Raw genomic sequence first — 24,362 nt, forward strand, 5'->3', positions numbered from 1 at the left:
CACGTCAAGCGCACGTTACGGCGCCGTGTCGCTGCCGGTACGTCCCCTCTTGACGCATTGCGCCGGGAGGAGGATCGTCCGACGCAAGCGCTTCCCGCAAGCGCTTGCGCCACTCCTCCGGGTGGCGCCCCGATGCGTCAAGGACGTCGCACACCGAAGGAAGTGTCATGAGGATGAGAAAGATCCTGGCCGGAGCGTTCGCGCTGCTGGTCGGCGCGACCGTGCTCGCAGCATGGCCATCGGTCGCCGAACGCGGCGGCACGCGGTGGGCGGTCGACGACGACACCCGAGCCGACTACGGCGTCTGTCGCGGCACGGACGACGACTGCTACCACGAGTGGCAGACCGCGTTCCGCACCGACGGTGTCGACCGTGTCCTGGTCTACAGCGCGACCGGCGTCTCCCGCCACGCGCACCTCGGCCCGCGGCTCGCCGCAGGGATGAACCCCGCACTGGGCGACGCCAACGTCGCCCAGAAGGCGATGCTCCGCTGGGGCGCCGAGAACGACCTCACCGTCGACTGGACCGAGGACGTCGCCCAGCTCGACTCCCCCGCCAAGCTGCTGCGCTACGACGCAGTGGTGTTCCTGAGCAACTCCCGCGACATCCTCGACGATGCCGCGCAGACCACGCTCATGCAGTACGTCCGTGCCGGCGGCGGATTCGTCGCCGTGCACAACACGCTCGGCGCCGAGTACCACTGGCCCTACTTCCAGGGACTCCTCGGGGGCGCCAACTTCTACGACCACGGACCGTCCCGCAACGGCGTCGTCGAGAAGGCGAGCCGACGAGACGTCTCCGTCGCCGAGCTTCCCAAGCGGTTCACCATGAAGGACGAGTTCTACAACCTCGTCCCGTTCCCGACCGGTGTCCGGGTGCTTGCCCGCGTCGATCCCGAGACCCTCGAAGGAGGCGGGAAGGGCTTCAACGGCCACCCCGGCCACCCGGTCGAGCACCCGGTGACCTGGTGCCAGTACTACGACGGCGGTCGGTCGTGGGTGACCTCGCTCGGCCACGAGGTCGCGCTCTGGCAGGACACGCCCGGTGACGAGCAGGCTCGCCTGTTCAAGAGCCACGTCGTCAACGGCCTGCTCTCCACGATGGGCAAGAAGCCCTTCTGCCGAGCCTGATCCTCGGCAGTGACCCTGCCGTCCCCGCAGCGACGGGCGACGGCAGGGTCACGGTCCTGGGCGCTCCAGCCACCTAGGCTGCTGGGCATGTCCGCAGACCACCAGACGCCCGCGTCCGACCACGCAGTCACGGCGATCGACCGCCGACGGCTCGCGGAGGCGTACGCGCGCGAGCTCGCCACCTTCGCCGACGCCCATCCGCGCTCCCGCGCCGCGTACGCCTCGGCCGACCACCTCTTCGGCCAGGTGCCTATGACGTGGATGAACAAGCTCGCCACGGGGTTCCCCGTCTACCTGGATCGAGCCCAGGGTCACACGGTGCGCTGCATCGACGGCCACGACTACCTCGACCTCGCGCTCGGTGACACCGGAGCGATGGCGGGCCACTCCCCCGAGCCGACGGTCCGGGCCGTACGCCGGCGGCTCGAGGAGCTGGGCGGCATGACGACGATGATGCCGACGGAGGACGCCGAATGGGTCGGCGCCGAGCTGACGCGGCGCTTCGGTGCCGCGCGATGGAGCTTCTCCCTCACCGCGACCGACGCCAACCGCTGGGCCATCCGGCTGGTCCGCGCGCTCACCGGGCGGCCCAAGATCCTCGTGAACCCGTACTGCTACCACGGCACGGTCGACGAGTCCCTGATCGTCGTCGGACCGGACGGGCACGGCGTGGACCGCCCCGGCAACGTCGGAGCGCCGGTGGACGTGACCCTGACGAGCCGCGCCGCGGAGTTCAACGACCTGGCGATGCTGGAGCGCGAGCTCGCCCACGGTGACGTCGCCGCGGTGCTGATGGAGCCGGCACTGACCAACATCGGCATCGTGCTGCCTGAACCGGGCTACCTCGACGGGGTGCGTGAGCTCACCCGGGCGTACGGCACGCTCCTGATCAACGACGAGACCCACACGTTCTCGGCCGGTCCAGGTGGCGCGACGGCGGCGTGGGGCCTCGAGCCCGACGTGGTGGTCGTCGGCAAGGCGATCGGCGGCGGGATCCCCAGCGGAGCGTACGGGTTGTCCGAGGACCTCGCCGCCCGGGCACTCGCTCGCACAGACCTCGATCTCGTGGACATGGGTGGCGTCGGCGGCACCCTGGCAGGCAACCCGCTGTCCGTCGCCGCGATGCGGGCGACGCTCGGCGAGGTCCTCACGGACGAGGCGTTCACCGGGATGTCCGCACGCGCCGAGCGGTTCGCCGCCGGCGTGGACGCCGTCATCGACCGGTACGACCTGCCCTGGTCCGTGAGCCGCCTGGGCGCCCGCGCCGAGTACCGCTTCGCGCGACCCGCACCGCGCAACGGCACCGAGTCTGCCGCGGCCGCCGACGGGCCGCTCGAGGACTACCTGCACGTCTTCCTGGTCAACCGCGGCATCATGCTCACGCCGTTCCACAACATGGCGCTCATGTCGCCGACGACCACCGACGCCGACGTGGACCGGCACACCGAGGTGTTCGAGGAGGCCGTCCGCGCGCTGGTGTGACCGTCAGCGCTCGAGGTCGGCGACGACCGCGTCGAGCTCCTGGGCGGCGTACCAGGCGAGCTCGTCGCCGACATGGATCGCGGCGACGTCCGGCAGCGCGACGGCACCGGTGACGTCGGCGCCGTCGGTGTCGGTCGCGACGACGAGCACCGTGCCCCAACGCTCCTCGGCGATCTCGCCGGCGACGGCCATCGCGTCGTACTCGTCCTGCTCGTCGTCGCTCTCGGCAACCACGCACGCGTACGCGTCGGCCGGCAGCGCACCGTCACGCGCGAGCGCGCGCAGCCCGTCGCCGTGCGTCGCGAGATAGGCGCGTCGGCTCACGCCCCTGCTCCCATCCCGCGCGAAGAACCGTCCGTGCGCGCGCCCCGCGGTGCGCGCACCCGGGTCGGGCTCGACGCCTCCACGAGCTCGGCGAGCGCCTCCTCGATGCACTGCCCCAGGACGTCCGGCTCCGGCACGGCCGCGCGGTCGGTGACCAGGCCGTAGTAGACGCCGCCCGCGTACGAGGTGACCCCGATCGACAGGGTCCGCCCGTGCGACAGCGGGATGCCGGGGTAGGTCTCCACGATCGGCGCGCCGGCGATGAACATCCGCTCCTGCGGCCCTGGCACGTTGGTGACCACGATGTCGTACGGGTGGTGCGCCTGCGTCTCCGCCACACGAGCACCGACCGCGTGGAACGTCGTCGGCGCGAACCCGGGCAGCGAGGCGAGGGTGTTGGCAGCGACGGCGACCCCGGTCTCCTTGTGGGCCTTGAGCGCGTACGACACCTGGTGCAGGCGAACGATCGGGTTGGTCTCGCCGACGGGCAGGGTCAGGAGCTGACCGCGGACGGTCGAGCCGTACGAGGTCGGCACACCGTCCGGGGCGGCGACCGACATCGGGACCATCGCCCGGACGCGGGTCTTGGCGCTGACGGGCTCGGCCTGCGTGAGCATCCAGCCACGGATGCCGCCGGCGATCGTGGTCATGATGACGTCGTTGACGGTGCCCCCGCGGGCGTCGCGCACGAGCCGGTAGTCGTCGAGGCGGGTCCGGACGGTGACGTAGCGGCGGTGCGGGCTGAGCCGGGCCGAGAACGGACCCGAGGCGTCGGCAGCGACCGGGCCGACGACCGGGAGGCTCTGCACCACCTTGCCGACCGCGGACTGGACGCGGTCGATGCCGCCCGAGATGCGCTCCGCCGCACGGCGGGGATGCGTCGCGACGTCCCACAGCGACCCCGCGACCAGCGACGGTCCGCCCGGCGCGCCGCGCGGGACCCACCCGTCCGACGGGACGTCGCGGTCGTGCGCCGTCTCGTCGAGGAGCACCTGAGCGAGATCCACCGTCACGGAACCGTCGACCAGAGCCTGGTGCGACTTGATGAGGACGGCGACCCGCCCGCCCTCGAGCCCTTCGATGAAGTAGGCCTCCCACAGCGGCCGCGACAGGTCGAGGTGGCGGCCGACGAGCCGGCTCACGAGCTCTCTCAGTGCCGCGTCGGTGCCCGGGGACGGCAGCGCCGAGCGGCGCACGTGGTAGGTGAGGTCGAAGTCCTCGTCGTCGACCCACACGGGCGCACCGAGCCCGCCGGGGACGTTGGCGACCCGTCGTCGGTAGCGCGGGACGAGGCCGATCCGCTCGTTGACCACGCCGACGAGCGTGTCGTAGTCGAAGGTGCGCTCGCCGGGCTCGATCACGACGAGCGTCATGACCTGTCGGGGCGCGGTCGAGGTCTCCTCGTCGAGGAACGTCACGTCGAGCGCATCGAGACGGCGGGGCACGGCCACAGATTACGCCAGTTCTGCGTCGTGAACCCGCAGCCGATCCACCAACGTGACCAACGCCGTACGAAACGGCGATCCTGCTGCACCCTCGACCGTCGTGTAGCCGTGCACGAGGCAGTGGTCGAGCGCTGCAGGGTCGTCGGGCAGGAGGGCCACGGGCCGCAGGCCGGTGAACCGTTCGACGGCGTCGGCGACCTCGCCGGCGCTCCACCCCAGCGTCGGGCGCAGCCGATTGACGACGACGTCGGGCTCGATCCCCAGCCGCGTACGGACGTCGAGCACGGCCCGCGCCAGCCGGGACAGCCCGACCGGGTCGGGACTCCCCACGACGAGGACGCGGTCGGCGACCGCGAGGGTGTGCCGAGCCACCGCCGCCCGCCTCGGCGCCGCGGAGTCGAACCCCGGCTCGTCGACGTCGTCGAGGGCGAGCCCGAGGTCGACCACGACGTCGTCGGCGATCTCGCGAGCGACGTCGAGCAGTGCCTCGTACGCCGCCGCACGCAGGCTCGGCCACCGGTCGGCCCGGGGAAGGCCGGTCAGGACGCCGAGGTCCGGACCGATCCAGCGCAGGGACGCGGTCAGTGTCTCCGGCGTGAGCGTCCCGGCGTTGGCGTCGCGAGCGGCGACGAGGATGCCGCTCACCTCGTCGAGGAGGGCGAGCGCCGCCGCCTGGGTGCCGCCGTCGACGTCCGCGTCGATCAGCGCCGTACGCCGCCCGCGCGCTGCGAGCTCAGCGGCGATGCTGCGCGCCAGGGTGCTTCGGCCCGGCGCTCCCGACGGCCCCCACACCGCCGTGAGGAGCCCGTCGCGACGGCGATCGGTGACGGGCACCGCTGCGTCGTCGCGCTCGACCGCGGTCGGTCTGAGCGCGAGCTCGGCGACGCTCTCGCGACGCGTGTCCCGTGCGAGCGCCGGCACCTCCCGCAGGCGGGTCCAGGGCACGACGGCGGCGATCCCGAGGGCCGACGCGTGCTGCCGTGCGGCCTGCTCCGTCTCGTTTCCTCCGACGACGGCCACCACGAGGACGTCGGTCCCCGCGAGCCGGCGCACCGCGTCCGCGTCGAGCCCGGGCAGACCGACGGACACGAGCGCGACACCGACCGAACCGCTCGACGCCGTCGCGACGGCGTCCGCGACGTCCACGCAGCGGCGGACGACGTCGATGCCGTCGGTCGCCACGGCGGCGGCCACCAGATCGGCTTCCCACGGCTCGCCCCCGGCAGCGATGAGGACGGGGACGCTCACGCCGGACCTGTCCGCCGCACGAGCGTGGTGCGTCCGTCGGATAGTGCCGCGAGCGCGGTCGGGAGGACCGCGGCGCGTGCGTCGTCGACCAGCACGACCACGCTCCGCAACGTGCCTTCTCCGAACGCGCCGCTGTCACCGTGGACGGCCACGACGCCCACGTCCTCGATCACCCGGCGTGCCGCCGCGGCGTCACCCCGCCCTCCGGGCTCCGGAGCGACCCACACGTCGACCCGGTGTCCGGCGGCGAGGTCGGCGGGCATCGCCGTACCGGGGACCTGGAGCGGGACCTCCACGCCGGAGGCGTCCGCGGCAGTGGTCAGCGCGGCGACCGGCACCAGTGCACCCGCGGAGAGGTCGTGGGCCCACCTCGACCCGGACACGCGACGAGCGAGGGCTGCCGGGTCGCGCTCGGACACGTACGCCGCGAGGGCGCCGTCAGCCAGCCGGACGTCGACCCGCTCGAGCTGCTCGGCCCGCACGGGTTCACCGGCGCGCACGTCGGCGCGGACCGCCCACACCTCGGTCGTGCGAGCGACGTTGGCGACGAGGACTCCGCCGAGGAGCATGGACACCGCGACCAGCGCGGCGCCGGCCGCCGCCCGCGGGTGCGTCCAGCGCGGTCGCTGGAGCCGGCGGGCGTCCGTCCGGGAGGGCGACGTGGGTCGCGCTCGCGACATGAGCGTGGGCATGGGCCCTATTCATGCCGGACACAGGCCCGCCGCGTCCACCCTCTGTCCACAGTCCGTGCATCCGCGCTCGCCGCGGCAGCGGCCGTGACTGGCATGATCGAGCCATGCCTCTCGGTTCCGAGTCCCCCCGGTTCCTGCGGCTCTCGGACGTGGCCGACGTGCTCAACGTCTCGGAGCGGCAGGTCTACGCGCTGGTGCGCCGCGGCGACCTCGCCGCCATCAGGGTCGGTGGGCGTGGGGTCTGGCGGGTCGAGGCGGAGGCGCTCGAGGCCTTCATCGCCGACCAGTACGCCGCAGCGCGCGACCACATCGCCGCCCACCCGTGGGTCGAGCCCGAGGACTCGCGGGGCGAGGACGTCAACGCGGACACCTGACCGCGACCACGGCGGCGTACGGGACGAGCTCGTCGCCGATCTGGACGTAGTCGCTCCCGGCGCGTGACGGCGCTCCGCGCAGGGTGCTCCCGTCGACCAGCATCGCGGTCACGACGTCGCGGTCCCGGATGAGCTCCGTCCAGGCCTGACGCCACGTCGTACGACGCTCGATCTCCTTGCGTGCGGCCGCGGGGCCTCCTCCCGCGACGGTCGCCCCGAGCACGTGCGTGACGGCGACGACCCAGTCCGTGGCGGTGTCCTGGTGGACCAGCAGCCAGTCGGCCGTGGCCATCGCGAGCTCACCGCGGATCGTGCCGAGCACGGTGACCCGGAGCGTCACCTCGCGCCCGCGGCAACGGTCCGTCCAAGAAACGGTCGCCGACCGCTCGACGGCGAGCTCGTCGATCTCGCGGTCCCGGTCGGTCTGCTGCTCGCCGTCGGCCTCGAGAGCGAGACCGGTCTCGAGGGCAACGAATCGTTCGTCCCAGCGCATGGCGGCACTCTAGCGACCCCGCACAGCTCTGTGGACGAACGCTTGACGACGTATCTCGCTGTACGCAAACGTAGGCAAACGTCATCAAAGGAGGTGGAGCGATGCCACCACGAAGTCGCCCGACGGGGGTCGCGTTCCTGCCGGTCGTGGCTTTCGCCGTGCTGGTCCCGCACCTCGGAGAGGCCTGCGGACGCCTGGCGACGGTGGCCGCACCGTACGGGCCCACCCTGGACACCGCGCTCGCAGACGTGGCACTGCTCGCCGCCGCGGCCGCGACGGGCTGGCTCACGGTGCTGACCGCGATCGCGTACGCCTTCCGGCTCGCCCGCCGTCCCGTCCCCGCGATCCTCCTCCTGCTCGCTCCCCGGGTCTGGCGGCCGGTGGTCGCTGCCGCGGCCGGCGCAGCGGTGCTCGCCGCTTCACCGGCAGCCGCGATGTCCACGCCTGACTCGGCCCGGGCGACAGGATCGGAAGGCGGCGCCGCGAGCTCGCTCACCGCAGCACCGCCGGCGTCGAGGCTCGCCGGGCTCCCGCTCCCCGACCGTCCTGGCGACGCGGCCCTCGGCCGACGCGATGCCCGGCTCCCCCGTGCAGGTGCACCCTCCCCAGCGCGCGCGGCGTCCGATCGCCACGAGGCGCGCGAACGCGACGAGACACGCGCTCCGAGCACGGCGCGCGGCGAGACGACCGCCGCCGGGCCGAGCACGGGCACGGCCGGCACGGCGGCGCCGCGGCCCCGGCGCCAGACCTACGAGGTGCGCGTCGGCGACAGCCTGTGGGGCATCGCCGCCGACTCCCTCCGCACCGCAGGTGTCCGCGCGACCCGGGACCGCACCGACCGGGAGTGGCGCCGCTGGTACGCAGCGAACCGCGCCGCCATCGGACCCGACCCTGACACCCTCCGCGCCGGACTCACGCTCCGCGAGCCGCGCACCGACCCCGCCCCGCCAGACGCCCCCGCACCGCACCTCGACCCAGCCCAGCACACCGACGGAGGACCCCGCCGATGACCATCGAAGCCCCGTTGCACACCCTCGAACCGACGCCGTCCGTCCAGTGGTCGCTGCCCCTCGTCGAGGGATCGCTCGCCCTCGCGCTCGACCGCGGTGCCCCGCCACCGACACCACCTCGTCCCGCGCTCCGACTGGTCCCCCCACCGGAGCGCGACCTCGAGCAGCACGCCGGCCGGTTCGTCCAGGCCGTCCTCGAGGTCTCGGCCGGCACTCGCCCGCTGCAACAGCTCGTGCGCGTCCTTCGTCCCGACGTGTACGAAGAGCTTCGACACCGGCTGTCCGTGCTCTCGCGGGCCCGGACCCGCACGCCACGCAGACCGGCCGCCGGACGGGTCGCGAGCGTGCGCGTCTACCGTCCCCGCGACGACGTCGCGGAGGTCACCGCCAGGGTCGCGCGCGACGGGCGTTCGCGCGCCGTCGCCGTTCGCCTCGAGCACGACACCGAGCGCCGCGATCCGACGTGGGTGTGCACCGCGCTCGTCTGGGTCTGAACGGACGAAAGACCAGGCATCAGCCCCGTGAGGGTCTGGATGCCTGGTCTTTCGTGCGGTGCCGCGGTCAGCGGTTGCTCTTGCGCGACTTCCGCTGCTGCTTCGCCTTCTGGCGCGCCTTCGACTTGAGGTTGGCCTGGCGGACCTTCTCGTTCTCGGCGAGCGCGAGCGGGTCCTCCTCGTCCTCCACCTCGACCTCGACCTCTCCGGTCTCGGTGGGGCCGCTGTACGTCAGCTGCTGGGGGACGTTCTCCTCCAGGCCCTTCGCCGACACCTCGACCTGGCCGTCCTCCTCGGGCGCGACCTGGACGTCGACGTTGAAGAGGTAGCCGACCGACTCCTCCTTGATCGCATCCATCATCGCCGTGAAGAACTCGTGGCCCTCGCGCTGGTACTCGACGAGCGGGTCGCGCTGGCTGTAGGCCCGCAGCCCGATGCCCTCGCGCAGGTAGTCCATCTCGTAGAGGTGCTCGCGCCACTTGCGGTCGACGACCGACAGGACGACGCGCCGCTCGAGCTCCCGTGTCACCTCGGCACCGAGCTCGGCCTCACGGGTCTCGTACGCGGTGCGCGCATCCGTCGTGATCGCCTCGACGAGGATCTCGCGGGTCAGGCCGGAGCGGCCGCCGTGCTCGTCCTCGAGCCCGGCGACGGTGACCGAGATCGGGAACAGCGTCTTGAGGGCCGTCCACAGCGCATCGAGGTCCCACTCGTCGGGGAAGCCCTGCGTCGCACCGTTGACGTAGCCCGTCACGGTGTCGGTGATCATCTCGCGCACCCAGTCGGACAGGTCGGCGCCCTCGAGCACACGACGGCGCTCGGCGTAGATGACCTCACGCTGGCGGCTCATCACGTCGTCGTACTTGAGGATGTTCTTGCGTGTCTCGAAGTTCTGGCCCTCGACCTGCGCCTGCGCCGACGCGATCGACTTGGTGACGTTCTTGTTCTCGATCGGGACGTCGTCGGGCACCTTCATCCGGGTGAGGATGAAGTCGACCCAGTCCGCCTTGAACAGCCGCATCAGGTCGTCCTGGAGCGACAGGTAGAAGCGGGTCGAACCCGGGTCTCCCTGACGTCCGGATCGACCGCGGAGCTGGTTGTCGATGCGACGCGACTCGTGCCGCTCGGTGCCGATCACCGCGAGACCGCCGAGCGAGACGACCTCGTCGTGGTCAGCAGCCACCTGCTTCTCGACCTCGGCGACCGTCTCGGCCCAGGCTGCCTCGTACTCGTCGGGAGTCTCGACCGGATCGAGGCCCTTGGCCCGCAGCGCCTGGTCGGCGAGGAACTCGACAGAACCACCGAGCATGATGTCGGTGCCTCGACCGGCCATGTTCGTGGCGACGGTGACGGCACCCCTGTGACCGGCGACCGCGACGACCGCCGCCTCGCGCTCGTGCTGCTTCGCGTTGAGGACCTGGTGCGGGACGCCACGCTTCTTGAGGAGCTTGGCGAGCCGCTCGGACTTCTCGACGCTCGTGGTGCCCACCAGGATCGGCTGCCCCAGCTCGTGCCGCTCCGCGATGTCCTCGACGACCGCGTCGAACTTCGCGTCCTCGGTCCTGAAGACGAGGTCGCGCTCGTCGACACGGGCGATCGGCTTGTTCGTCGGGATCGGGACGACGCCGAGCTTGTAGATCTTGTCGAACTCCGAGGCCTCGGTCATCGCCGTACCGGTCATGCCGGCGAGCTTCTCGTACAGGCGGAAGTAGTTCTGAAGGGTGATCGTGGCAAGCGTCTGGTACTCCTCGCGGATCCGGACGCCCTCCTTCGCCTCGATCGCCTGGTGCAGGCCCTCGTTGTAGCGGCGTCCGTCGAGGATGCGGCCGGTGTGCTCGTCGACGATCAGGACGTCGCCGTCGATGACGACGTAGTCCTTGTCGCGCTTGAAGAGCTCCTTGGCCTTGATCGCGTTGTTGAGGAACGAGATCAGCGGCGTGTTGACGGCGTCGTAGAGGTTGTCGATGCCGAGGTGGTCCTCGACCTTGGTGATCGCCGGCTCGAGCACGGAGACGGTGCGCTTCTTCTCGTCGACCTCGTAGTCGACGTCGGCCTCCATCGGCGCGACGATCGACGCGAACTCTCCGTACCACTTCACCTCGTCCTGGGTCGGACCGGAGATGATCAGCGGCGTACGGGCCTCGTCGATCAGGATCGAGTCGACCTCGTCGACGACGGCGAAGAAGTGCTCGCGCTGGACGCACTCCTCGATCGAGTCGGCCATGTTGTCGCGCAGGTAGTCGAAGCCGAGCTCGTTGTTGGTCGCGTACGTGATGTCGGCCTTGTAGGCCTCGCGCCGCTGCGCCGGGGTCATCGACGGCAGGATGACGTCCACGGTCAGACCGAGGAAGCTGTGCACACGCCCCATCCACTCGGCGTGGTACTTCGCGAGGTAGTCGTTGACCGTCACGATGTGGACGCCCTTGCCGGCCAGCGCGTTGAGATAGCTGGGAAGGGTCGCGACGAGCGTCTTGCCCTCGCCGGTCTTCATCTCGGCGATGTTGCCGAGGTGCAGAGCGGCACCGCCCATGATCTGGACGTCGAAGTGCCGCTGCCCGAGGACGCGCTTGCTCGCCTCACGGACCGTCGCGAAGGCCTCCGGCATGAGGTCGTCGAGCGACTCGCCCTCGGCGAGGCGCTCCTTGAACTCGTCCGTCATCGCACGGAGCTGCTCGTCGGTCATCGCGACGAAGTCGTCCTCGAGCGCGTTGACCTGCTTGACGATGGCCTGCAGCTGACGAAGGATCTTGCCCTCGCCGACGCGCAGGATCTTGTCGATCACCTTGGGCACGGAACGCACTCCTGAGAACTTGCTCGCCGAGCCGTCGCGATCGGGCCCTGAGCGGGCGTGCCGACCGACGGCAGAATCGCGTCCATCCTAGGCGACCAGCGGGCACAACCGTAAGCGCACCGGAGATCGGGGTCACACGACGCCCGCAGGATCCCTGACGGCGGAGGCGAGTGCGGGTGCCAGGTCACCTCGGGGCTCGATCTCGACCGTGTCGAGCGACGTCCACCCGGCGACCGCCCACAGCTGCTTCGCGAGGGCTGCGGCGACGGCTTCGACGGGACGCCCCGGCTCGGCCCAGGCGGCGCGCACCAGGAGACGACCGGAGGGGCGGTCCGCCTTGAGGTCGACCCGGGCCACGATCGCCTCGTCCAGCAGGCACGGCAGCACGTAGTAGCCGTGGACCCGCTTGTGCGCCGGGACGTAGATCTCGATGCGGTACCGGAACCCGAACAGCTCCTCGGTCCGGGCCCGCTCCCACACCAGCGGGTCGAACGGGCTGAGCAGGGCAGCGGCGCGGATCTCGCGCGGCGTCGTCGCAGCGACGTGCCGGTAGGCGGGCCGCGCCCAGCCCTCCACCCGGACCTCCTCGAGAGTGCCGTCCTCGACGAGCTCGGCGACCGCCGTACGGGTCGGTGCGAGGTCCATCCGGTAGTAGTCGCGCAGGCTCGCGAGGGTCGCGACCCCGGTCGACGCCGCGGCCCGTCGGACGAGCTCGCGTGCGGCCTCGGCAGGATCGGGCTCGGGAGCGTCCAGGACCGCCATCGGCAGGACGCGTTCGGGAAGGTCGTACACGCGCTCGAACGCCCCGTTGCGCCGGGCGACGGCCAGCTCGCCGGCGAGGAAGAGGTACTCGAGGGCGAACTTCGTCTCCGACCAGTTCCAGCCCCAGTTCTCGCGGCTCCGCTCCGTCGCCGGGTCGAGGTCGCGGGCTGTCACCGCTCCGCGGCGCGTCACCTCGGCGAGGAGCGCGTCGGCGACGTCGGGCCGCCCTGCACGACCACCCCACGCGTGGCCGTTGTCGCGGTAGTGCCGCATCCGGTGCTGCATGGTGGGCCACAGCTCGACGGGCATGTAGGCGGCGACGTGCGCCCAGTACTCGACGAGCCGGCGCGGGCTGCGCTCCGCCGCCCGGTGCAGCAGCTGTGTGTCGTAGGGACCCAGCCGGCTGAACAGGGGCAGGTAGTGAGCCCGTTGCAGGACGTTGACCGAGTCGATCTGCAGCACCCCGGTGCGGGAGACGGCACGGTCGAGCGAGCGCGCCGTGGTGCGGCGATGGGGGCGGTCCGCGAATCCTTGGGCGGCGAGCACCGTACGCCGTGCCGCCGCCGCGGACATCTCCTGCGGGCGGCTCACGGCAGGTCGAGCAGGCGTTCGCGGACGGCGTACGTCGCGGCCTCGACCCGCGAGCGCAGCTGCAGCTTCTCGAGGATGTTGCGGACGTGGTTCTTGACGGTGTTCTCACTGATGAACAGCGCGCGCCCGATCTCCTTGTTGTTGTTGCCGAGGGCGACGAGCCGCAGCACCTCGAGCTCACGGTCGGACAGCTTGGTGCCCCGCGGCTCGGGCTCGTCACGGGACGCGAGGAGCCGGAACTCCTCCAGCAGGCGGGTGGCGACCTGCGGACTGATCAGCGACTGCCCCGCTGCGACCCGCCGCACGGCGTCACTGACCTGGTCGACCGACGAGTCCTTCAACAGGTAGCCCGCAGCCCCGTTGCGGATCGAGTCGAGCAGATCGCTCTCCTCGTCGCTGGCCGTCAGCATCACGATGCGCGCCGACGGCGCGGCCTCCTTGATCGAGCCGGCGGCCTCGGGGCCGTTCATGCCGGGCATGCGGACATCGAGAAGAACGACGTCCGGGGGGCTCGCGGTCACCTTGGCGACGGCGGACAGCCCGTCCTCTGCCTCCTCGACCTCGAGGCCGGGGTCTGCTTCGAGGACCATGCGCAGCCCGCGCCGGAAGAGCTCCTGGTCGTCGACGAGTAGGACCCGGATCGTCTCGGCATGATCGGCTGCGAACGTCATCGCAGCCGATCATGCCATGGGACGGCTCAGCCGACCGCTGCGTCGAGGCCGTCGGCGGACTGGTCGATGTGGATGACGCCGTAGTCGTAACCCCGCCGGCGGTACACGACGCTCGGGTGGCCGGAGTCCTTCTCGACGAAGAGATAGAAGTCGTGCCCGACCATCTCCATCTCGTTGAGGGCCTGGTCCAGAGTCATCGGAGCGGCCGCGTGCGTCTTCTCGCGGACGACCAGCGGCCCCTCCCCGCGGACCTCCACAGGACCCGCGTAGTGGATGGCGTCGATCGGCTCCTCGGCGTCGGAACCCCCGCTGGAGCCGTCGACGGACGCGGCGAACTCGGCGACCGACATCGGCGTGCGGTTGCCGCGGTGGACGCGGCGACGGTCCTGGACCTTGCGGACCTGGGTCTCGAGCTTGTCGACGGCCTTGTCGAGGGCGGCGAGGGCGTCGTCGGAGCACGCCTCGGCACGAACCACGGGTCCGCGACCGCGGAGGGTGATCTCCACCCGCTCGCTACGGCCGCTCTGACGCGGGTTGTACTCCTTGGTGAGCTCGACCTCGACGCGTTGGATCTTCTTGCGTTGGTCGTACTTGTCTATCCGGTGCGTCTTCTCGTCCACGTAGTCACGAAAACGCTGGCTGACCTCGCAGTTTCGGCCCTTGACGACAACTTCCACGAGTCCTCCTCAGATGAGCGTCGGCCACCGCTGACGGGTGACCGAGGCGCGGCGGATGACGTTCACATGTCTCGACCGTAGACCGGACCGAGGCATTTCTCCACAGGAAGCCACGAAGATCTGTCATGCCGGACGTGACTCGTCCCACGCGTGGCCTCGGCGGCGCCGTGTCGCCGCGACGGTGACCACGGCAACAGGGCGACGACCCCCCGCGGTAAGCACCCGGACCGCCTCCGCGGCGCTCGCGCCAGTGGTCAGGACGTCGTCGGTGACGACGACGAGCCCGACGCTCGGCCGTCGGCGCAGGTCGTACGCGCCGGCGAGGTTCTCGACCCGCTCGGCGGCCGAGAGACCCGTCTGGTCGGCGATGCGACCCACCCGCAGCACGGGTCTGGCCCGAGCCGGGACACCCCGGCGGCGCAGCGCCGCCGCGGCGGCGCGTGCGAGCGTCGCACCGGCGTCGAAGCCTCTCGCGCGTACGGCGCTCCGACGCGACGGGACGGGCACGAGACAGACTGGCCCCGGGGTCCGCCGGCGATCGAGCACCGATCCGACCGCACCAGCCAGAAGCCGGCCGAGAGGCGCCGCCAGCGCTGTGCGTGACTCCTCCTTGTAGGCGTGCAGGACCGGGACGACGACGCCTTCGTACACGGTGAGCGACACCGGGACGACCGGGGTGGGTCGTACGAGTGCAGCCGGTGACGGGTCGGGCGAGCGCACGGCCGGACGGCGACCGAGCTCCGCCGCGCAGTGCGCGCAGAGCACGCGCCCGGGCGCCTCGCAGCCGGCGCACCGGACGCCCAGGACGAGATCGGCCATGGCCGCGCGGAGGAGCTGCACCTGCTCAGCGTGCACGGACGCCGCCGCTCATGCCGCCTACCGCCCGCTGCCCTGTGGACAGCACCGCCCTGTGGACAGCACCGCCCTGGAGATGCCCACCACGTCGCACTGCCCGCGGCCAGCCGCGGGCGACGGAGGTCAGCCCGGGAACGCGGCGACGTCGACCGGGTCGTCGCCGGTCTGCTTCCAGCGTCCGTCCGCGGTCTGCGTCCACAGCCCACCCTCGGTATCGAGCACGTACAACGGCGCCGTCGGCTGCCCGGGCCCGAGGACCTGGATCGCGCCGTCCTGCGGGAACAGCCCCACCCGCACCGCACCGGTGACCGGCGTCGAGGAGTCGATGGCGACGATCGACACCTGCGGCACCCGCTGCTGCGCGCGGGCGAGGACGGCGAGGGAGGTGCTCGAACGCCACGCGGCGGAGACCGGGACGCCCGTGTCCGCGGGGACGGGGATCTCGGCGACGTCCACGAGCCCGACCGGAGTCCCCTCCTCGTCGTAGCGGATCGCGCCCACGTAGAGACCGTCCCGCCCACCGACCCGGGCCGTCGCGACGACCCGCGCCTCGTCCGGCGAGAGCTCGAAACCGGTGACCTGTCCGGTGGCGAGGATGCCCAGGTCCACCGACCGTGGCGGCTTGTCGGTCGGGCCGACGGTGAGTACGGACCCGGTCGCCGTCCGGTCGATCGTCCACAGCCGCCCCCCGGCGTCCCAGCTCGGCCGCAGCAGGTTCGTCCCCTGGCGCACCGCGGTCAGCTCGGGCTCGCCGGCGAGCGGTGAGACCCGTACGACCCGGCGGCCGTCGGTGACAAGGGCGATCCGCTCCGCGTCGAGCGACACGCGGAAGTCCTCGGAGCGCACCGGATCGGTGCCCCACGCACCGGCGAACGGGCTCGTGCTCGCCCGGCCGACGACGTACAGCGTGCCTTCCCGCATCGCGAACAGCTGCTGGGACGACCGGTCCGCGGCGGGGTCGTACTGGTTCCAGGTGTCGAGACGCTGGACGTCAGGTGTGCTCGGCAGCGACAGCGGACGGTCGCCGACCCGGATCTCGACGCCGGTGATGGTCGGGATCTGCCGCAGGCTCGCGACGAGCTGCGCCGAGAGCCGCTGCCGGTCGTCGAGCGAGAGGCCCGAGTCGGACCCGGCGAAGCGCACGACCGCGACGCCCTCGTCGTCGATCTCGACCGGACGCGCCAGCACCCACGTCTCCGGAAGGAAGGTCCTCGCCTGCCCCCCGAGCACGCCCTGGGGGCCCATGAGCAACGACGAGACGAGGTAGGTCGCACGGCCGGTGTCGTCGGGCAGGTGCACCGGCGCCGCCACGAGCTGCGTCCCGGCGGAGTCGAAGAAGTACAGGTTGAGCGGGTCGTAGTAGCTCTCGAAGAAGGACTGCGAGATCAACGCACCCTGGGGCGGGTCGGCGATCCGCCACTGCTCGTCCTCCTGCACCAGCGTCAGCCCGAGGTGCTGCTCACGGGAGTCCGGCACCGTGAAGCGGCCCTGAGCCGTGAGGACGGCCTCGCGGGCGAGGTCGACGTCGACGCTCGCGCCGACAGCCGGGGTGTCGCCCTCGGACACCGACGTCTGCGAGTACACCGTGACCGACGCCCGGGGAGACCAGTCGTCCGAGGCTCCCTCGGTGAGGAACCGTCGCGCGATGTCGTAGCGGACCGGCGACGACATCATCGCCTGGAGGAAGCCGTTGACGATCTCGGTGGGCGCGGCGTCGGTGACCGGGCCCGCCGGGCGGATGCGGGCCGGGGAGACCTGCTGCGGCCGGCCGCCCTCGACGGTCTGCACGGTGCCGTCGTCGGGGATGGACACGCAGCCCCCCACGAGAGCGGCGAGCGCGGCGAGGACGAAGGCGGTGCGCCCGGGTCGGACGTGCATGGTCGTCATCGCGGACCTCCCGTGCGGTCGAGCGCGGAGCCTCGGTCGGGCACCAGCGGCAGCGGCGACCGCAGCGGGTCGTCGCCGGCGTGCCGGGGCAGCGTGAGCCGGAACTGGGCGCCGAGTCCCGGCTCGCCCCACGCCTGCAGCCAGCCGCCGTGGAGGACGGCGTCCTCGAGAGCGATCGCCAGGCCCAGACCGGTGCCGCCGCGGCTGCGCTCGCGCGCCGGGTCGGCGCGCCAGAACCGGTTGAAGACGAGCTGCGACTGGCCGGGGTCGAGCCCGACACCGAAGTCGCGGACTGCGATCGCCGCACTGCTCGTGCCGTGGGCGACGAGGAGCTCCACCACGTCGGACCCCGAGTAGTGGATGGCGTTGGCGACCAGGTTGCGGACGATGCGCTCGATGCGACGGACGTCCGCCTCGACGATCGCCGAACCGTCGCGGTTGACGACCCTGAGCTCGACGCCGTGACGGTGCGCGAGCGGGGAGTACTGCACGCAGACCCGCTCCGCGAGCTCGACGAGATCGATGCCGTCGAGGTCGAGCCGCGCGGCCCCCGCGTCGAACCTGCTGATCTCGAGCAGGTCGCTCAGCAGGGCCTCGAACCGGTCGAGCTCGGCCTGCATGAGCTCAGCGGACCGGTGGGAGCTCGGATCGAAGTCGTCGCGGTTGTCGTAGAGGACGTCGGCGGCCATGCGGACGGTCGCGATCGGCGTCCGCAGCTCGTGGGAGACGTCGGACACGAACCGCTGCTGCAGCCGGGACAGCTCCTCGAGCTGACGGATCTGTCGCTGCAGGCTCTCTGCCATCTTGTTGAACGAGACCGACAGGCGTGCAATGTCGTCCTCGCCCCGGACGACCATCCGCTCCTCGAGCCGGCCGTCGGCGAGCCTCTCGGCGATGCGCCGCGCGAGCCGGACCGGCGTGACGACCTGGCGCGTCACCAGCCACGCGACCCCGGACGAGAGCAGCACCAGCGCGAGGCCGGCGTAGAGCAGCGAGTTGCGCACCAGGGCCAGCGTGCGCTCCTGGTCGGCCATCGAGAACGCGTAGTACAGGGCGTACGTCTGCGTGCCGTCCGGCATGCGCAGGACGTCGCCCACGAGGATCGCGGCGGGCTGCTCGTCGGTGTCCTCGATCTGCATGCGCGTGAACGTGTACGCGACGCCGTCGCCCTCGGCGACCGCGCGCGCGAGGTCGTCGGGGATCGTCTGCGGCGCGATCCCCGAGGAGGACACCACTGCCGCCTCGCCGTCACCCGTGTTGTCGAGCGGGCCTTCGAGGAGCACCTGGTACGACGGTGGCGAGCCCGCCCTCGAGGCGAGGTCGTTGACGAGCGTGCGCAGCGCCTCCGGCTCGGACGACGCGTCGGAGATCGCACTGACGTCCAGAGCCTGCTGCGCGGCGGAGAAGCCGGCGCGCGCCTCGGAGAGCGCGACGGTCTTGCGCGCCTCGACCATGCCGTCGGCGACGCCTTGGAGCATCAGCCACCCGACGCCTCCGATCACCAGCGCGCTGATCGCCATCGTCGTGATGACGACGCGCGCCTGGATCGACCGGCGCCACAGCGACACCGCCGGGAGCAGCGCCTGACGCACCCGCAGCAGCCCTCGACGCAGCCAGCTCGGCGCCCGCCACGCCATGGGCGTCAGGAACCGCCCGCCTTGTAGCCGACCCCGCGCACCGTGACGATGACCGTCGGGTTGTCAGGATCGGGCTCGACCTTCGAGCGGAGCCGCTGGACGTGCACGTTGACGAGTCTCGTGTCGGCCGCGTGACGGTAGCCCCAGACGCGCTCGAGCAGCACCTCGCGCGTGAACACCTGCCGCGGGCTGCGTGCCAGGCACACCAGGAGGTCGAACTCCAGCGGGGTCAGGGACAGCTCCTCGGAGCCACGGCGCACCGCGTGGCCGCGGACGTCGATCTCGAGGTCGGAGATCGACAGCAGCTCCGGGTCGGGCTGGTGGTGGACCCGGGTCCGTGCCCGGACCCGAGCGATCAGCTCCTTGGGCTTGAACGGCTTGACGACGTAGTCGTCGGCACCGGACTCGAGACCCAGGACGACGTCGACCGTGTCGCTCTTGGCGGTCAGCATCACGATCGGCACGCCGGACTCGGCGCGGATGTGCCGGGCGACGTCGATGCCGTTCATGCCCGGCAGCATCACGTCGAGCAGGACCAGGTCGGGCTGGTAGGTGCGGAAGGCCTCCACCGCCGCAGTGCCGGTCGACGCCACCGCGGTGTCGAAGCCCTCAGCACGCAGCACGATCGTGAGCATCTCCGCCAGCGCCCGGTCGTCGTCGACGACCAGGATCTTGCCGCCGGAGCGTACGGGTGCCGGCGGCTCCTCGCGGGCCGCCGGCTCCCTGACAGCGTCGTTGCCGTCCACGCCAGATCTCCTCGCCTGTTCTCCTCGGCCAATCGCCTCAGTAGCGGTAGTGATCGGACTTGTAGGGGCCCTCGACCGCGATGCCGAGGTAGTCGGCCTGGTCGGCGCTCAGCTCCGTCAGCTCGACACCGAGAGCGTCGAGGTGCAGGCGTGCGACCTCCTCGTCGAGGTGCTTCGGCAGCGTGTAGACGCCGACCGGGTAGGCCTCGTTCTTGGTGAAGAGCTCGATCTGCGCCAGCACCTGGTTGGTGAAGGAGTTCGACATCACGAACGACGGGTGGCCGGTCGCGTTGCCGAGGTTGAGCAGACGGCCCTCGCTCAGCACGATGACGGTGTTGCCGCTGGGAACGGTCCACAGGTCGACCTGCGGCTTGACGTTCTTGTGGGTCACGCCCGGCGTCGCGCTGAGGCCGGCCATGTCGATCTCGTTGTCGAAGTGGCCGATGTTGCCGAGGATCGCCTGGTGCTTCATCCGGCCGATCTGCTCGGCGGTGACGACGTCCTTGTTGCCGGTCGCGGTGATGACGATGTCGGCGTGCTCGATCACGGAGTCGAGGCGCGCGACCTGGTAGCCGTCCATGGCTGCCTGGAGCGCGCAGATCGGGTCGATCTCGGTGACGATGACGCGGGCACCCTGGCCGCGCAGCGACTCCGCGCAACCCTTGCCGACGTCGCCGTAGCCGCAGACGACGGCGACCTTGCCGCCGATGAGGACGTCGGTGGCGCGGTTGATGCCGTCGATGAGCGAGTGGCGGCAGCCGTACTTGTTGTCGAACTTCGACTTCGTGACCGAGTCGTTGACGTTGATCGCCGGGAACAGGAGGCTGCCCTCCTTGAACCGCTCGTAGAGGCGGAGGACGCCGGTGGTCGTCTCCTCGGTGACGCCCTGGACGCTGTTGCCCACGCGGGTCCAGCGCTGCGGGTCGACCTCGAGGCTGCGCCCGAGGACCCGCAGGACCTCCTTGAGCTCGGCGTTGTCGGTCGTGTCGGGGGACGGCACCGCGCCGGCCTTCTCGTACTCGACACCGAGGTGGAGCAGGAGGGTGGCGTCGCCGCCGTCGTCGAGGATCATGTTGGGGGTCTCGCCGTTCGGCCAGACCAGGATCTGCTCGGCGAGGTCCCAGTACTCGGCGAGCGTCTCGCCCTTCCACGCGAACACGGGGACGCCCTGCGGGTCGTCGACGGTGCCGGTGCGGCCGACGACGACGGCAGCGGCCGCCTCGTCCTGCGTGGAGAAGATGTTGCAGCTGGCCCAGCGCACGTCGGCGCCGAGGTCGACGAGGGTCTCGATGAGGACGGCGGTCTGCACCGTCATGTGGAGCGAGCCCGCGATGCGTGCTCCGGCGAGCGGCTTCGAGTCGCCGAAGCGCTCACGCATCGCCATGAGCCCGGGCATCTCGTGCTCGGCGAGCGTAATCTCAGTGCGGCCGCGATCGGCCAGGGTCAGATCAGCAACCGAAAAGTCCATTGCACCATCGTAGCGGCGCACCGCACACGGACCACGCGCGCGGCCACGGCGAGCTCAGCGCCCGAGCCCGATCCCGAGGTACGCGGCCGTGTATCCGCCGGTCGCGACGAGCGACGCGTAGCGTGCGAGATCGCCACCCTCACCCGCGAAGACCTCGTCGTGCCGCGCGCCGTGACGGGCCGCCGCGCCGAGGATGTTGCCGCGATCGATGCGGACCGAGGGCGCCTCCACCCGGTCGTCGAGGAGGACGAGGGCAGAGGCCGGACGACTCGCCACCGGGTCCTCGAAGGGGTCGGCGAACAGGTCACGGGGCGGGTTCGCGTCGAGCACCGCGACGATGTCGTCCGCCTCGGCGGCGAGCGCAGCCTGTCCCGACGCACGTCGCAGCCCTTCCGCCCACCGGCGTGCCGCGCGAGCGGCGAGAACGCTCCCGCCCCACAGCAGCGGGACGTCGTCACCGATGCTGCTGGCGAGCTGCTTCGTACGGTTGGTGCCGAGGTCGACGTACGGCGAGGAGGAGAGCGCCACCTCGTCGAGCGCCTGCGCGACCTCCTCGGTCTCGAACGGCGCCGCGAGCCCGGCAGCGGCGAGGGCCTGGATCGTCACGACGGCGACAGCGAGCGGATCGGCCGTCGCGGTCGGGACGAGGGTCGTCCAGCGCGACGCCGCGACCTCGGCGAGGGGCGACGTCGCGACGGTGACGACGAGCAACGGGCAGCCGCGCCGGATCGCCTCCGCGGCAGCCGCGTGCACGCCAGGACCGTCCGGTGCGCCGAGGGCGACGACGAGGTCGAGGCTCCCGGCCCAGCCGGGGAGCCCGGGACCGGGCCACGCCACGAACGGGACGGGGCACGCCGGCTCGAGCACGGCCCTGACGAGCCGTGCAGCGGGCCCCACCGCGACGACGGCACGCGGACGCTGGTCGGCGTCACCGACGAGGCTCCCGATCGCCTCCTGCGCCGTGTGCGCGTCCAGCCGAACCCGCGCACCGCACCCCGCCAGGTCGCGCAGGACGCCGTCGGCACGCGTCAGCGCGCTCTCGTCGTCCAGCAGCGCGTCGTCGAACATCGCACTCGCCGCCGACGTCAGTCCGTGAGGCTGCGGGCCTCGCCCACGAGCATCACCGGGATGTCGTCGCGGACGGGGTAGGCGAGGCGGCACATGTTGCAGACCAGCTCGTCGCGGTCGACGTCGACCGCGAGCGTGGCGCGGCACTGCGGGCAGACGAGGATCTCCAGCAGCGCGGGATCGAGGTTCACGAGGTTGCCTCCTGGCGGATGAGGGTGAGGACGGCGTCGCGGACCGACTCCATCGTCGCCTCGTCGTCGGCCTCGACGTTGAGACGGAGCAGCGGCTCGGTCTGCGAGCTGCGCAGGTTGAACCACCAGTCTGCGGCCGTGACCGTCAGGCCGTCGAGCCGGTCCTGCTCGTGATCCGCGTACGCCGCCGCGACCCGCGCCGTCACAGCACCGGCGTCGGCGACGCGGGAGTTGAGCTCGCCCGACGACGGGTAGCGCTCGAACTCGGCGATGACCTGCGACAGCGGCGAGCCGGACTCGCTCGTCGCGGCGAGCACGTGGAGCGCGGCCAGCATGCCGGAGTCGGCGAGGAAGAAGTCGCGGAAGTAGTAGTGGCCGGAGTGCTCCCCGCCGAACACGGCCCCGGTGCGTGCCATCTCCGCCTTGATCAGCGAGTGGCCCACAGGGGTACGGACCGGCGTGCCGCCGTTCTCGACGATCACCTCGCGCACGGCACGTGAGGTGATGACGTTGTGCAGGATCGTCTCGCCGGGGTGCTTCGCGAGCTCGCGCGCGGCGATCATCGCCGTGACCGCCGACGGCGACACGAGCTCGCCCCTCTCGTCGACGACGAAGCAACGGTCCGCGTCGCCGTCGAACGCGAGGCCGATGTCTGCGCCCTGCTCGCGCACCGCCTTCTGGAGGTCGACCAGGTTCGCGGGGTCGAGCGGGTTGGCCGGGTGGTTCGGGAACGTCCCGTCGAGCTCGAGGTAGAGGCCGTCGACCTCCACGTCGAGGCGTGCGAGGACCGCGGGTGCGATCAGCCCGCCCATGCCGTTCGCGGCGTCGACCACGACCCGAAGCGGCCGCCGACCGGCCGGGACGCCCACGAGGGCGATGACGCGCTCGACGTACGCGGTCAGGGCGTCGCGCTCGGTCACGGCACCCGCGGCGTCGGCAGGCTCGACGCCCGCTACCGCGCGTTCGGCGATCGCCGACAGGCCGGTGTCGCGACCGATCGGACGAGCGCCAGCACGGCACAGCTTGAGCCCGTTGTCGCCGCTGGGGTTGTGGCTCGCGGTGACCATGATCCCGGGCATGTCCCACTCGCCCGACGCGAAGTAGAGCATGTCGGTCGACGCGAGACCGATCGCGACCACGTCGGCCCCGGTGCTCGTGATTCCGTCGGCGAGCGCCTCGGCGATCTGCGGCGAGGTGACGCGCATGTCGTGCCCGACGACGACCGAGCCGGCCGTCCTGTCCGGACGTGCCGCGACGCCGGTCTCGACGGCGAAGGCCGCACCGAGTGCCCGAGCCACGTCGGCGTCGAGCACCTCGGGCGAGGCGCCGCGCACGTCGTACGACTTCACGAGGGACGCGAGGCGCGCGGCGAGGGTCTGCTGGTCCATGTGGTTCAGTCCTGGGGTCCGAGGACGCGGAGGTGACCGCGTCGGTTGCTCTCTGCTGGCGCCGCGACCGGCGGCGGCGCCTGTGCTGCCTCTCGAACCGCGTCTGCGAGCGCCTCGAGGTCGTGCGACGAAGGTGCCTGCGCGGCCGCGAGGTCGATCTCGAGCCGGAGCACCTCCCACCCCTTCGGCGCCGACAGGCGCAGGGCGTGGTCCTCGCAGAGATCGTAGCTGTGGGGCTCGGCGTAGACCGCCAGCGGGCCGAGGACCGCGGTCTTGTCGGCGTACACGTAGGTCAGGGTCGACACGGCGGGGCGGAGGCACGCCGGACGAGTGCATCGACGCTGGGGGCTCACAACGCTGAGAGTAACGTGCCGGCCGCCGACGGCCTGATGCGGCGCTCCGTGCGGTCGGCGCCTCCGCACCGCTGTGCGGAGGCCCGGCTGCTTGCGACGACACACCCGTCGCGGTAGGACGGTCCCATGGCCCGACGGAGCAACCCGCGCGTGGAACCCCTGACCGGTCCGCGCGGCGGTCGCCGCCGTGACCGCCGGGGCCGTGGGTTCCGCGGACCGGTGGCCGTGCCCGGGCCGTTGTCTCCGCGCGGCGTCCCCGGCGGCTGGGACCACGGCTCCCAGTTCGACACCGCCGTCCTGGGTGCGCTGGCGAGGCTGCGACCGTCGCACGCGGCCGCGCTCGCGGAGCTCGACGTCGCGGTCGAGGACGTCCCGGTCCTCCCCCGCCGCTGGCGCGACGACGTCCCCCTCGGCACCGTCGTACCCGACCACGAGCGGGCGCGGGTCGTACTCTTCCGGCACCCGATCCAGCACCGTGCGGAGACCCGCGCCGACCTCGACGACCTCGTTCTCAGCGTGCTCGTCGACCAGCTTGCGACGCTGTGGCGCTGCGAGCCCGAGGACATCGATCCCCGGGCCTGAACC

The 24,362-nt window shown here is 71.8% G+C and carries 24 protein-coding genes; 6 read left to right on the plus strand and 18 right to left on the minus strand.

Annotated elements, in window-relative coordinates; translation table 11 throughout:
• The first annotated feature begins 167 nt into the window (after positions 1–167).
• Both AB3M34_RS17510 and AB3M34_RS17515 read left to right on the plus strand, forming a co-directional pair.
• The gene (locus AB3M34_RS17510; protein ID WP_370615870.1) at positions 168–1,130 is read left to right on the plus strand and encodes a ThuA domain-containing protein; all 963 of its coding nucleotides are present in this window, start codon (positions 168–170) and stop codon (positions 1,128–1,130) included.
• Positions 1,131–1,217: 87 nt separating this feature from the next.
• Positions 1,218–2,612: a transaminase gene (locus AB3M34_RS17515; protein ID WP_370615871.1), complete on the plus strand. Its 1,395-nt coding sequence runs from the start codon at positions 1,218–1,220 to the stop codon at positions 2,610–2,612.
• Between the two features lie 3 nt (positions 2,613–2,615).
• Here the strand turns inward: AB3M34_RS17515 and AB3M34_RS17520 are convergent, their stop codons facing one another.
• The 4 genes from AB3M34_RS17520 to AB3M34_RS17535 are packed head-to-tail and all read right to left on the minus strand — an operon-like array spanning position 2,616 to position 6,321.
• Positions 2,616–2,936, minus strand: a complete 321-nt coding sequence (locus AB3M34_RS17520) for a hypothetical protein (RefSeq protein WP_370615872.1) — start codon at positions 2,934–2,936, stop codon at positions 2,616–2,618.
• Positions 2,933–4,381, minus strand: a complete 1,449-nt coding sequence (locus AB3M34_RS17525) for a WS/DGAT/MGAT family O-acyltransferase (protein ID WP_370615873.1) — start codon at positions 4,379–4,381, stop codon at positions 2,933–2,935. Before AB3M34_RS17525 ends, AB3M34_RS17520 begins: the two co-directional genes overlap by 4 nt.
• Positions 4,382–4,390: 9 nt before the next feature.
• Complete coding sequence (locus AB3M34_RS17530; protein ID WP_370615874.1) at positions 4,391–5,629, minus strand: AAA family ATPase; 1,239 nt, start codon at positions 5,627–5,629, stop codon at positions 4,391–4,393.
• The gene (locus AB3M34_RS17535) at positions 5,626–6,321 is read right to left on the minus strand and encodes a hypothetical protein (protein WP_370615876.1); all 696 of its coding nucleotides are present in this window, start codon (positions 6,319–6,321) and stop codon (positions 5,626–5,628) included. The genes AB3M34_RS17530 and AB3M34_RS17535 overlap by 4 nt, the downstream gene beginning before the upstream one ends.
• Before the next feature lie 104 nt (positions 6,322–6,425).
• Here AB3M34_RS17535 and AB3M34_RS17540 point away from each other — a divergent pair, with 104 nt between their 5' ends.
• Positions 6,426–6,695 (plus strand): helix-turn-helix transcriptional regulator, encoded by a 270-nt coding sequence (locus AB3M34_RS17540; RefSeq protein ID WP_370615878.1) that lies wholly within the window; start codon positions 6,426–6,428, stop codon positions 6,693–6,695.
• On the opposite strand, the gene AB3M34_RS17545 is transcribed toward AB3M34_RS17540, so the two are convergent.
• Positions 6,679–7,188, minus strand: a complete 510-nt coding sequence (locus tag AB3M34_RS17545) for a hypothetical protein (protein ID WP_370615880.1) — start codon at positions 7,186–7,188, stop codon at positions 6,679–6,681. The two genes, AB3M34_RS17540 and AB3M34_RS17545, sit on opposite strands and share 17 nt — an antisense overlap.
• 101 nt (positions 7,189–7,289) lie before the next feature.
• Between AB3M34_RS17545 and AB3M34_RS17550 the strand changes: the two genes are divergently transcribed.
• Complete coding sequence (locus tag AB3M34_RS17550; RefSeq protein WP_370615881.1) at positions 7,290–8,198, plus strand: LysM peptidoglycan-binding domain-containing protein; 909 nt, start codon at positions 7,290–7,292, stop codon at positions 8,196–8,198.
• The gene (locus AB3M34_RS17555) at positions 8,195–8,692 is read left to right on the plus strand and encodes an Rv3235 family protein (RefSeq protein WP_370615883.1); all 498 of its coding nucleotides are present in this window, start codon (positions 8,195–8,197) and stop codon (positions 8,690–8,692) included. Before AB3M34_RS17550 ends, AB3M34_RS17555 begins: the two co-directional genes overlap by 4 nt.
• Positions 8,693–8,759: 67 nt before the next feature.
• On the opposite strand, the gene secA is transcribed toward AB3M34_RS17555, so the two are convergent.
• The 13 genes from secA to AB3M34_RS17620 form a co-directional block, all read right to left on the minus strand.
• Positions 8,760–11,471, minus strand: a complete 2,712-nt coding sequence (gene secA, locus AB3M34_RS17560; protein WP_370620040.1) for a preprotein translocase subunit SecA — start codon at positions 11,469–11,471, stop codon at positions 8,760–8,762.
• Between the two features lie 144 nt (positions 11,472–11,615).
• Positions 11,616–12,836: a winged helix-turn-helix domain-containing protein gene (locus AB3M34_RS17565; protein WP_370615884.1), complete on the minus strand. Its 1,221-nt coding sequence runs from the start codon at positions 12,834–12,836 to the stop codon at positions 11,616–11,618.
• The gene (locus AB3M34_RS17570; protein WP_370615885.1) at positions 12,833–13,507 is read right to left on the minus strand and encodes a response regulator; all 675 of its coding nucleotides are present in this window, start codon (positions 13,505–13,507) and stop codon (positions 12,833–12,835) included. The genes AB3M34_RS17565 and AB3M34_RS17570 overlap by 4 nt, the downstream gene beginning before the upstream one ends.
• A 26-nt stretch (positions 13,508–13,533) precedes the next feature.
• A complete protein-coding gene (hpf, locus tag AB3M34_RS17575; protein WP_370615887.1) occupies positions 13,534–14,184 on the minus strand; it encodes a ribosome hibernation-promoting factor, HPF/YfiA family in 651 nt (216 codons plus the stop codon).
• Between the two features lie 123 nt (positions 14,185–14,307).
• Positions 14,308–15,024, minus strand: a complete 717-nt coding sequence (locus AB3M34_RS17580) for a ComF family protein (RefSeq protein WP_370615889.1) — start codon at positions 15,022–15,024, stop codon at positions 14,308–14,310.
• 138 nt (positions 15,025–15,162) lie between these two features.
• On the minus strand, positions 15,163–16,926 hold the full coding sequence (locus AB3M34_RS17585) for an LpqB family beta-propeller domain-containing protein (protein WP_370615891.1): 1,764 nt from the start codon (positions 16,924–16,926) through the stop codon (positions 15,163–15,165).
• Positions 16,923–18,563, minus strand: a complete 1,641-nt coding sequence (gene mtrB, locus AB3M34_RS17590; protein WP_370615892.1) for an MtrAB system histidine kinase MtrB — start codon at positions 18,561–18,563, stop codon at positions 16,923–16,925. The genes AB3M34_RS17585 and mtrB overlap by 4 nt, the downstream gene beginning before the upstream one ends.
• A gap of 5 nt (positions 18,564–18,568) precedes the next feature.
• The gene (mtrA, locus tag AB3M34_RS17595; RefSeq protein WP_370620042.1) at positions 18,569–19,234 is read right to left on the minus strand and encodes an MtrAB system response regulator MtrA; all 666 of its coding nucleotides are present in this window, start codon (positions 19,232–19,234) and stop codon (positions 18,569–18,571) included.
• 112 nt (positions 19,235–19,346) lie between these two features.
• Positions 19,347–20,777 (minus strand): adenosylhomocysteinase, encoded by a 1,431-nt coding sequence (ahcY, locus tag AB3M34_RS17600; RefSeq protein ID WP_370615893.1) that lies wholly within the window; start codon positions 20,775–20,777, stop codon positions 19,347–19,349.
• Between the two features lie 54 nt (positions 20,778–20,831).
• The gene (locus AB3M34_RS17605; protein WP_370615895.1) at positions 20,832–21,845 is read right to left on the minus strand and encodes an SIS domain-containing protein; all 1,014 of its coding nucleotides are present in this window, start codon (positions 21,843–21,845) and stop codon (positions 20,832–20,834) included.
• A gap of 17 nt (positions 21,846–21,862) precedes the next feature.
• Positions 21,863–22,036: a Trm112 family protein gene (locus AB3M34_RS17610; RefSeq protein ID WP_370615896.1), complete on the minus strand. Its 174-nt coding sequence runs from the start codon at positions 22,034–22,036 to the stop codon at positions 21,863–21,865.
• Positions 22,033–23,424, minus strand: a complete 1,392-nt coding sequence (locus AB3M34_RS17615; RefSeq protein WP_370615898.1) for a phosphomannomutase/phosphoglucomutase — start codon at positions 23,422–23,424, stop codon at positions 22,033–22,035. Before AB3M34_RS17615 ends, AB3M34_RS17610 begins: the two co-directional genes overlap by 4 nt.
• Positions 23,425–23,429: 5 nt before the next feature.
• Positions 23,430–23,777: a DUF3499 domain-containing protein gene (locus tag AB3M34_RS17620; protein ID WP_370615900.1), complete on the minus strand. Its 348-nt coding sequence runs from the start codon at positions 23,775–23,777 to the stop codon at positions 23,430–23,432.
• A gap of 126 nt (positions 23,778–23,903) precedes the next feature.
• On the opposite strand from AB3M34_RS17620, the gene AB3M34_RS17625 reads away from it, so the two are divergent.
• Entirely contained in the window at positions 23,904–24,359 is a 456-nt protein-coding gene (locus AB3M34_RS17625) for a metallopeptidase family protein (RefSeq protein ID WP_370615901.1), read from the plus strand.
• Positions 24,360–24,362 lie beyond the last annotated feature (3 nt).

This window comes from Mumia sp. Pv4-285, assembly GCF_041320275.1.
GTDB lineage: Bacteria > Actinomycetota > Actinomycetes > Propionibacteriales > Nocardioidaceae > Mumia > Mumia qirimensis.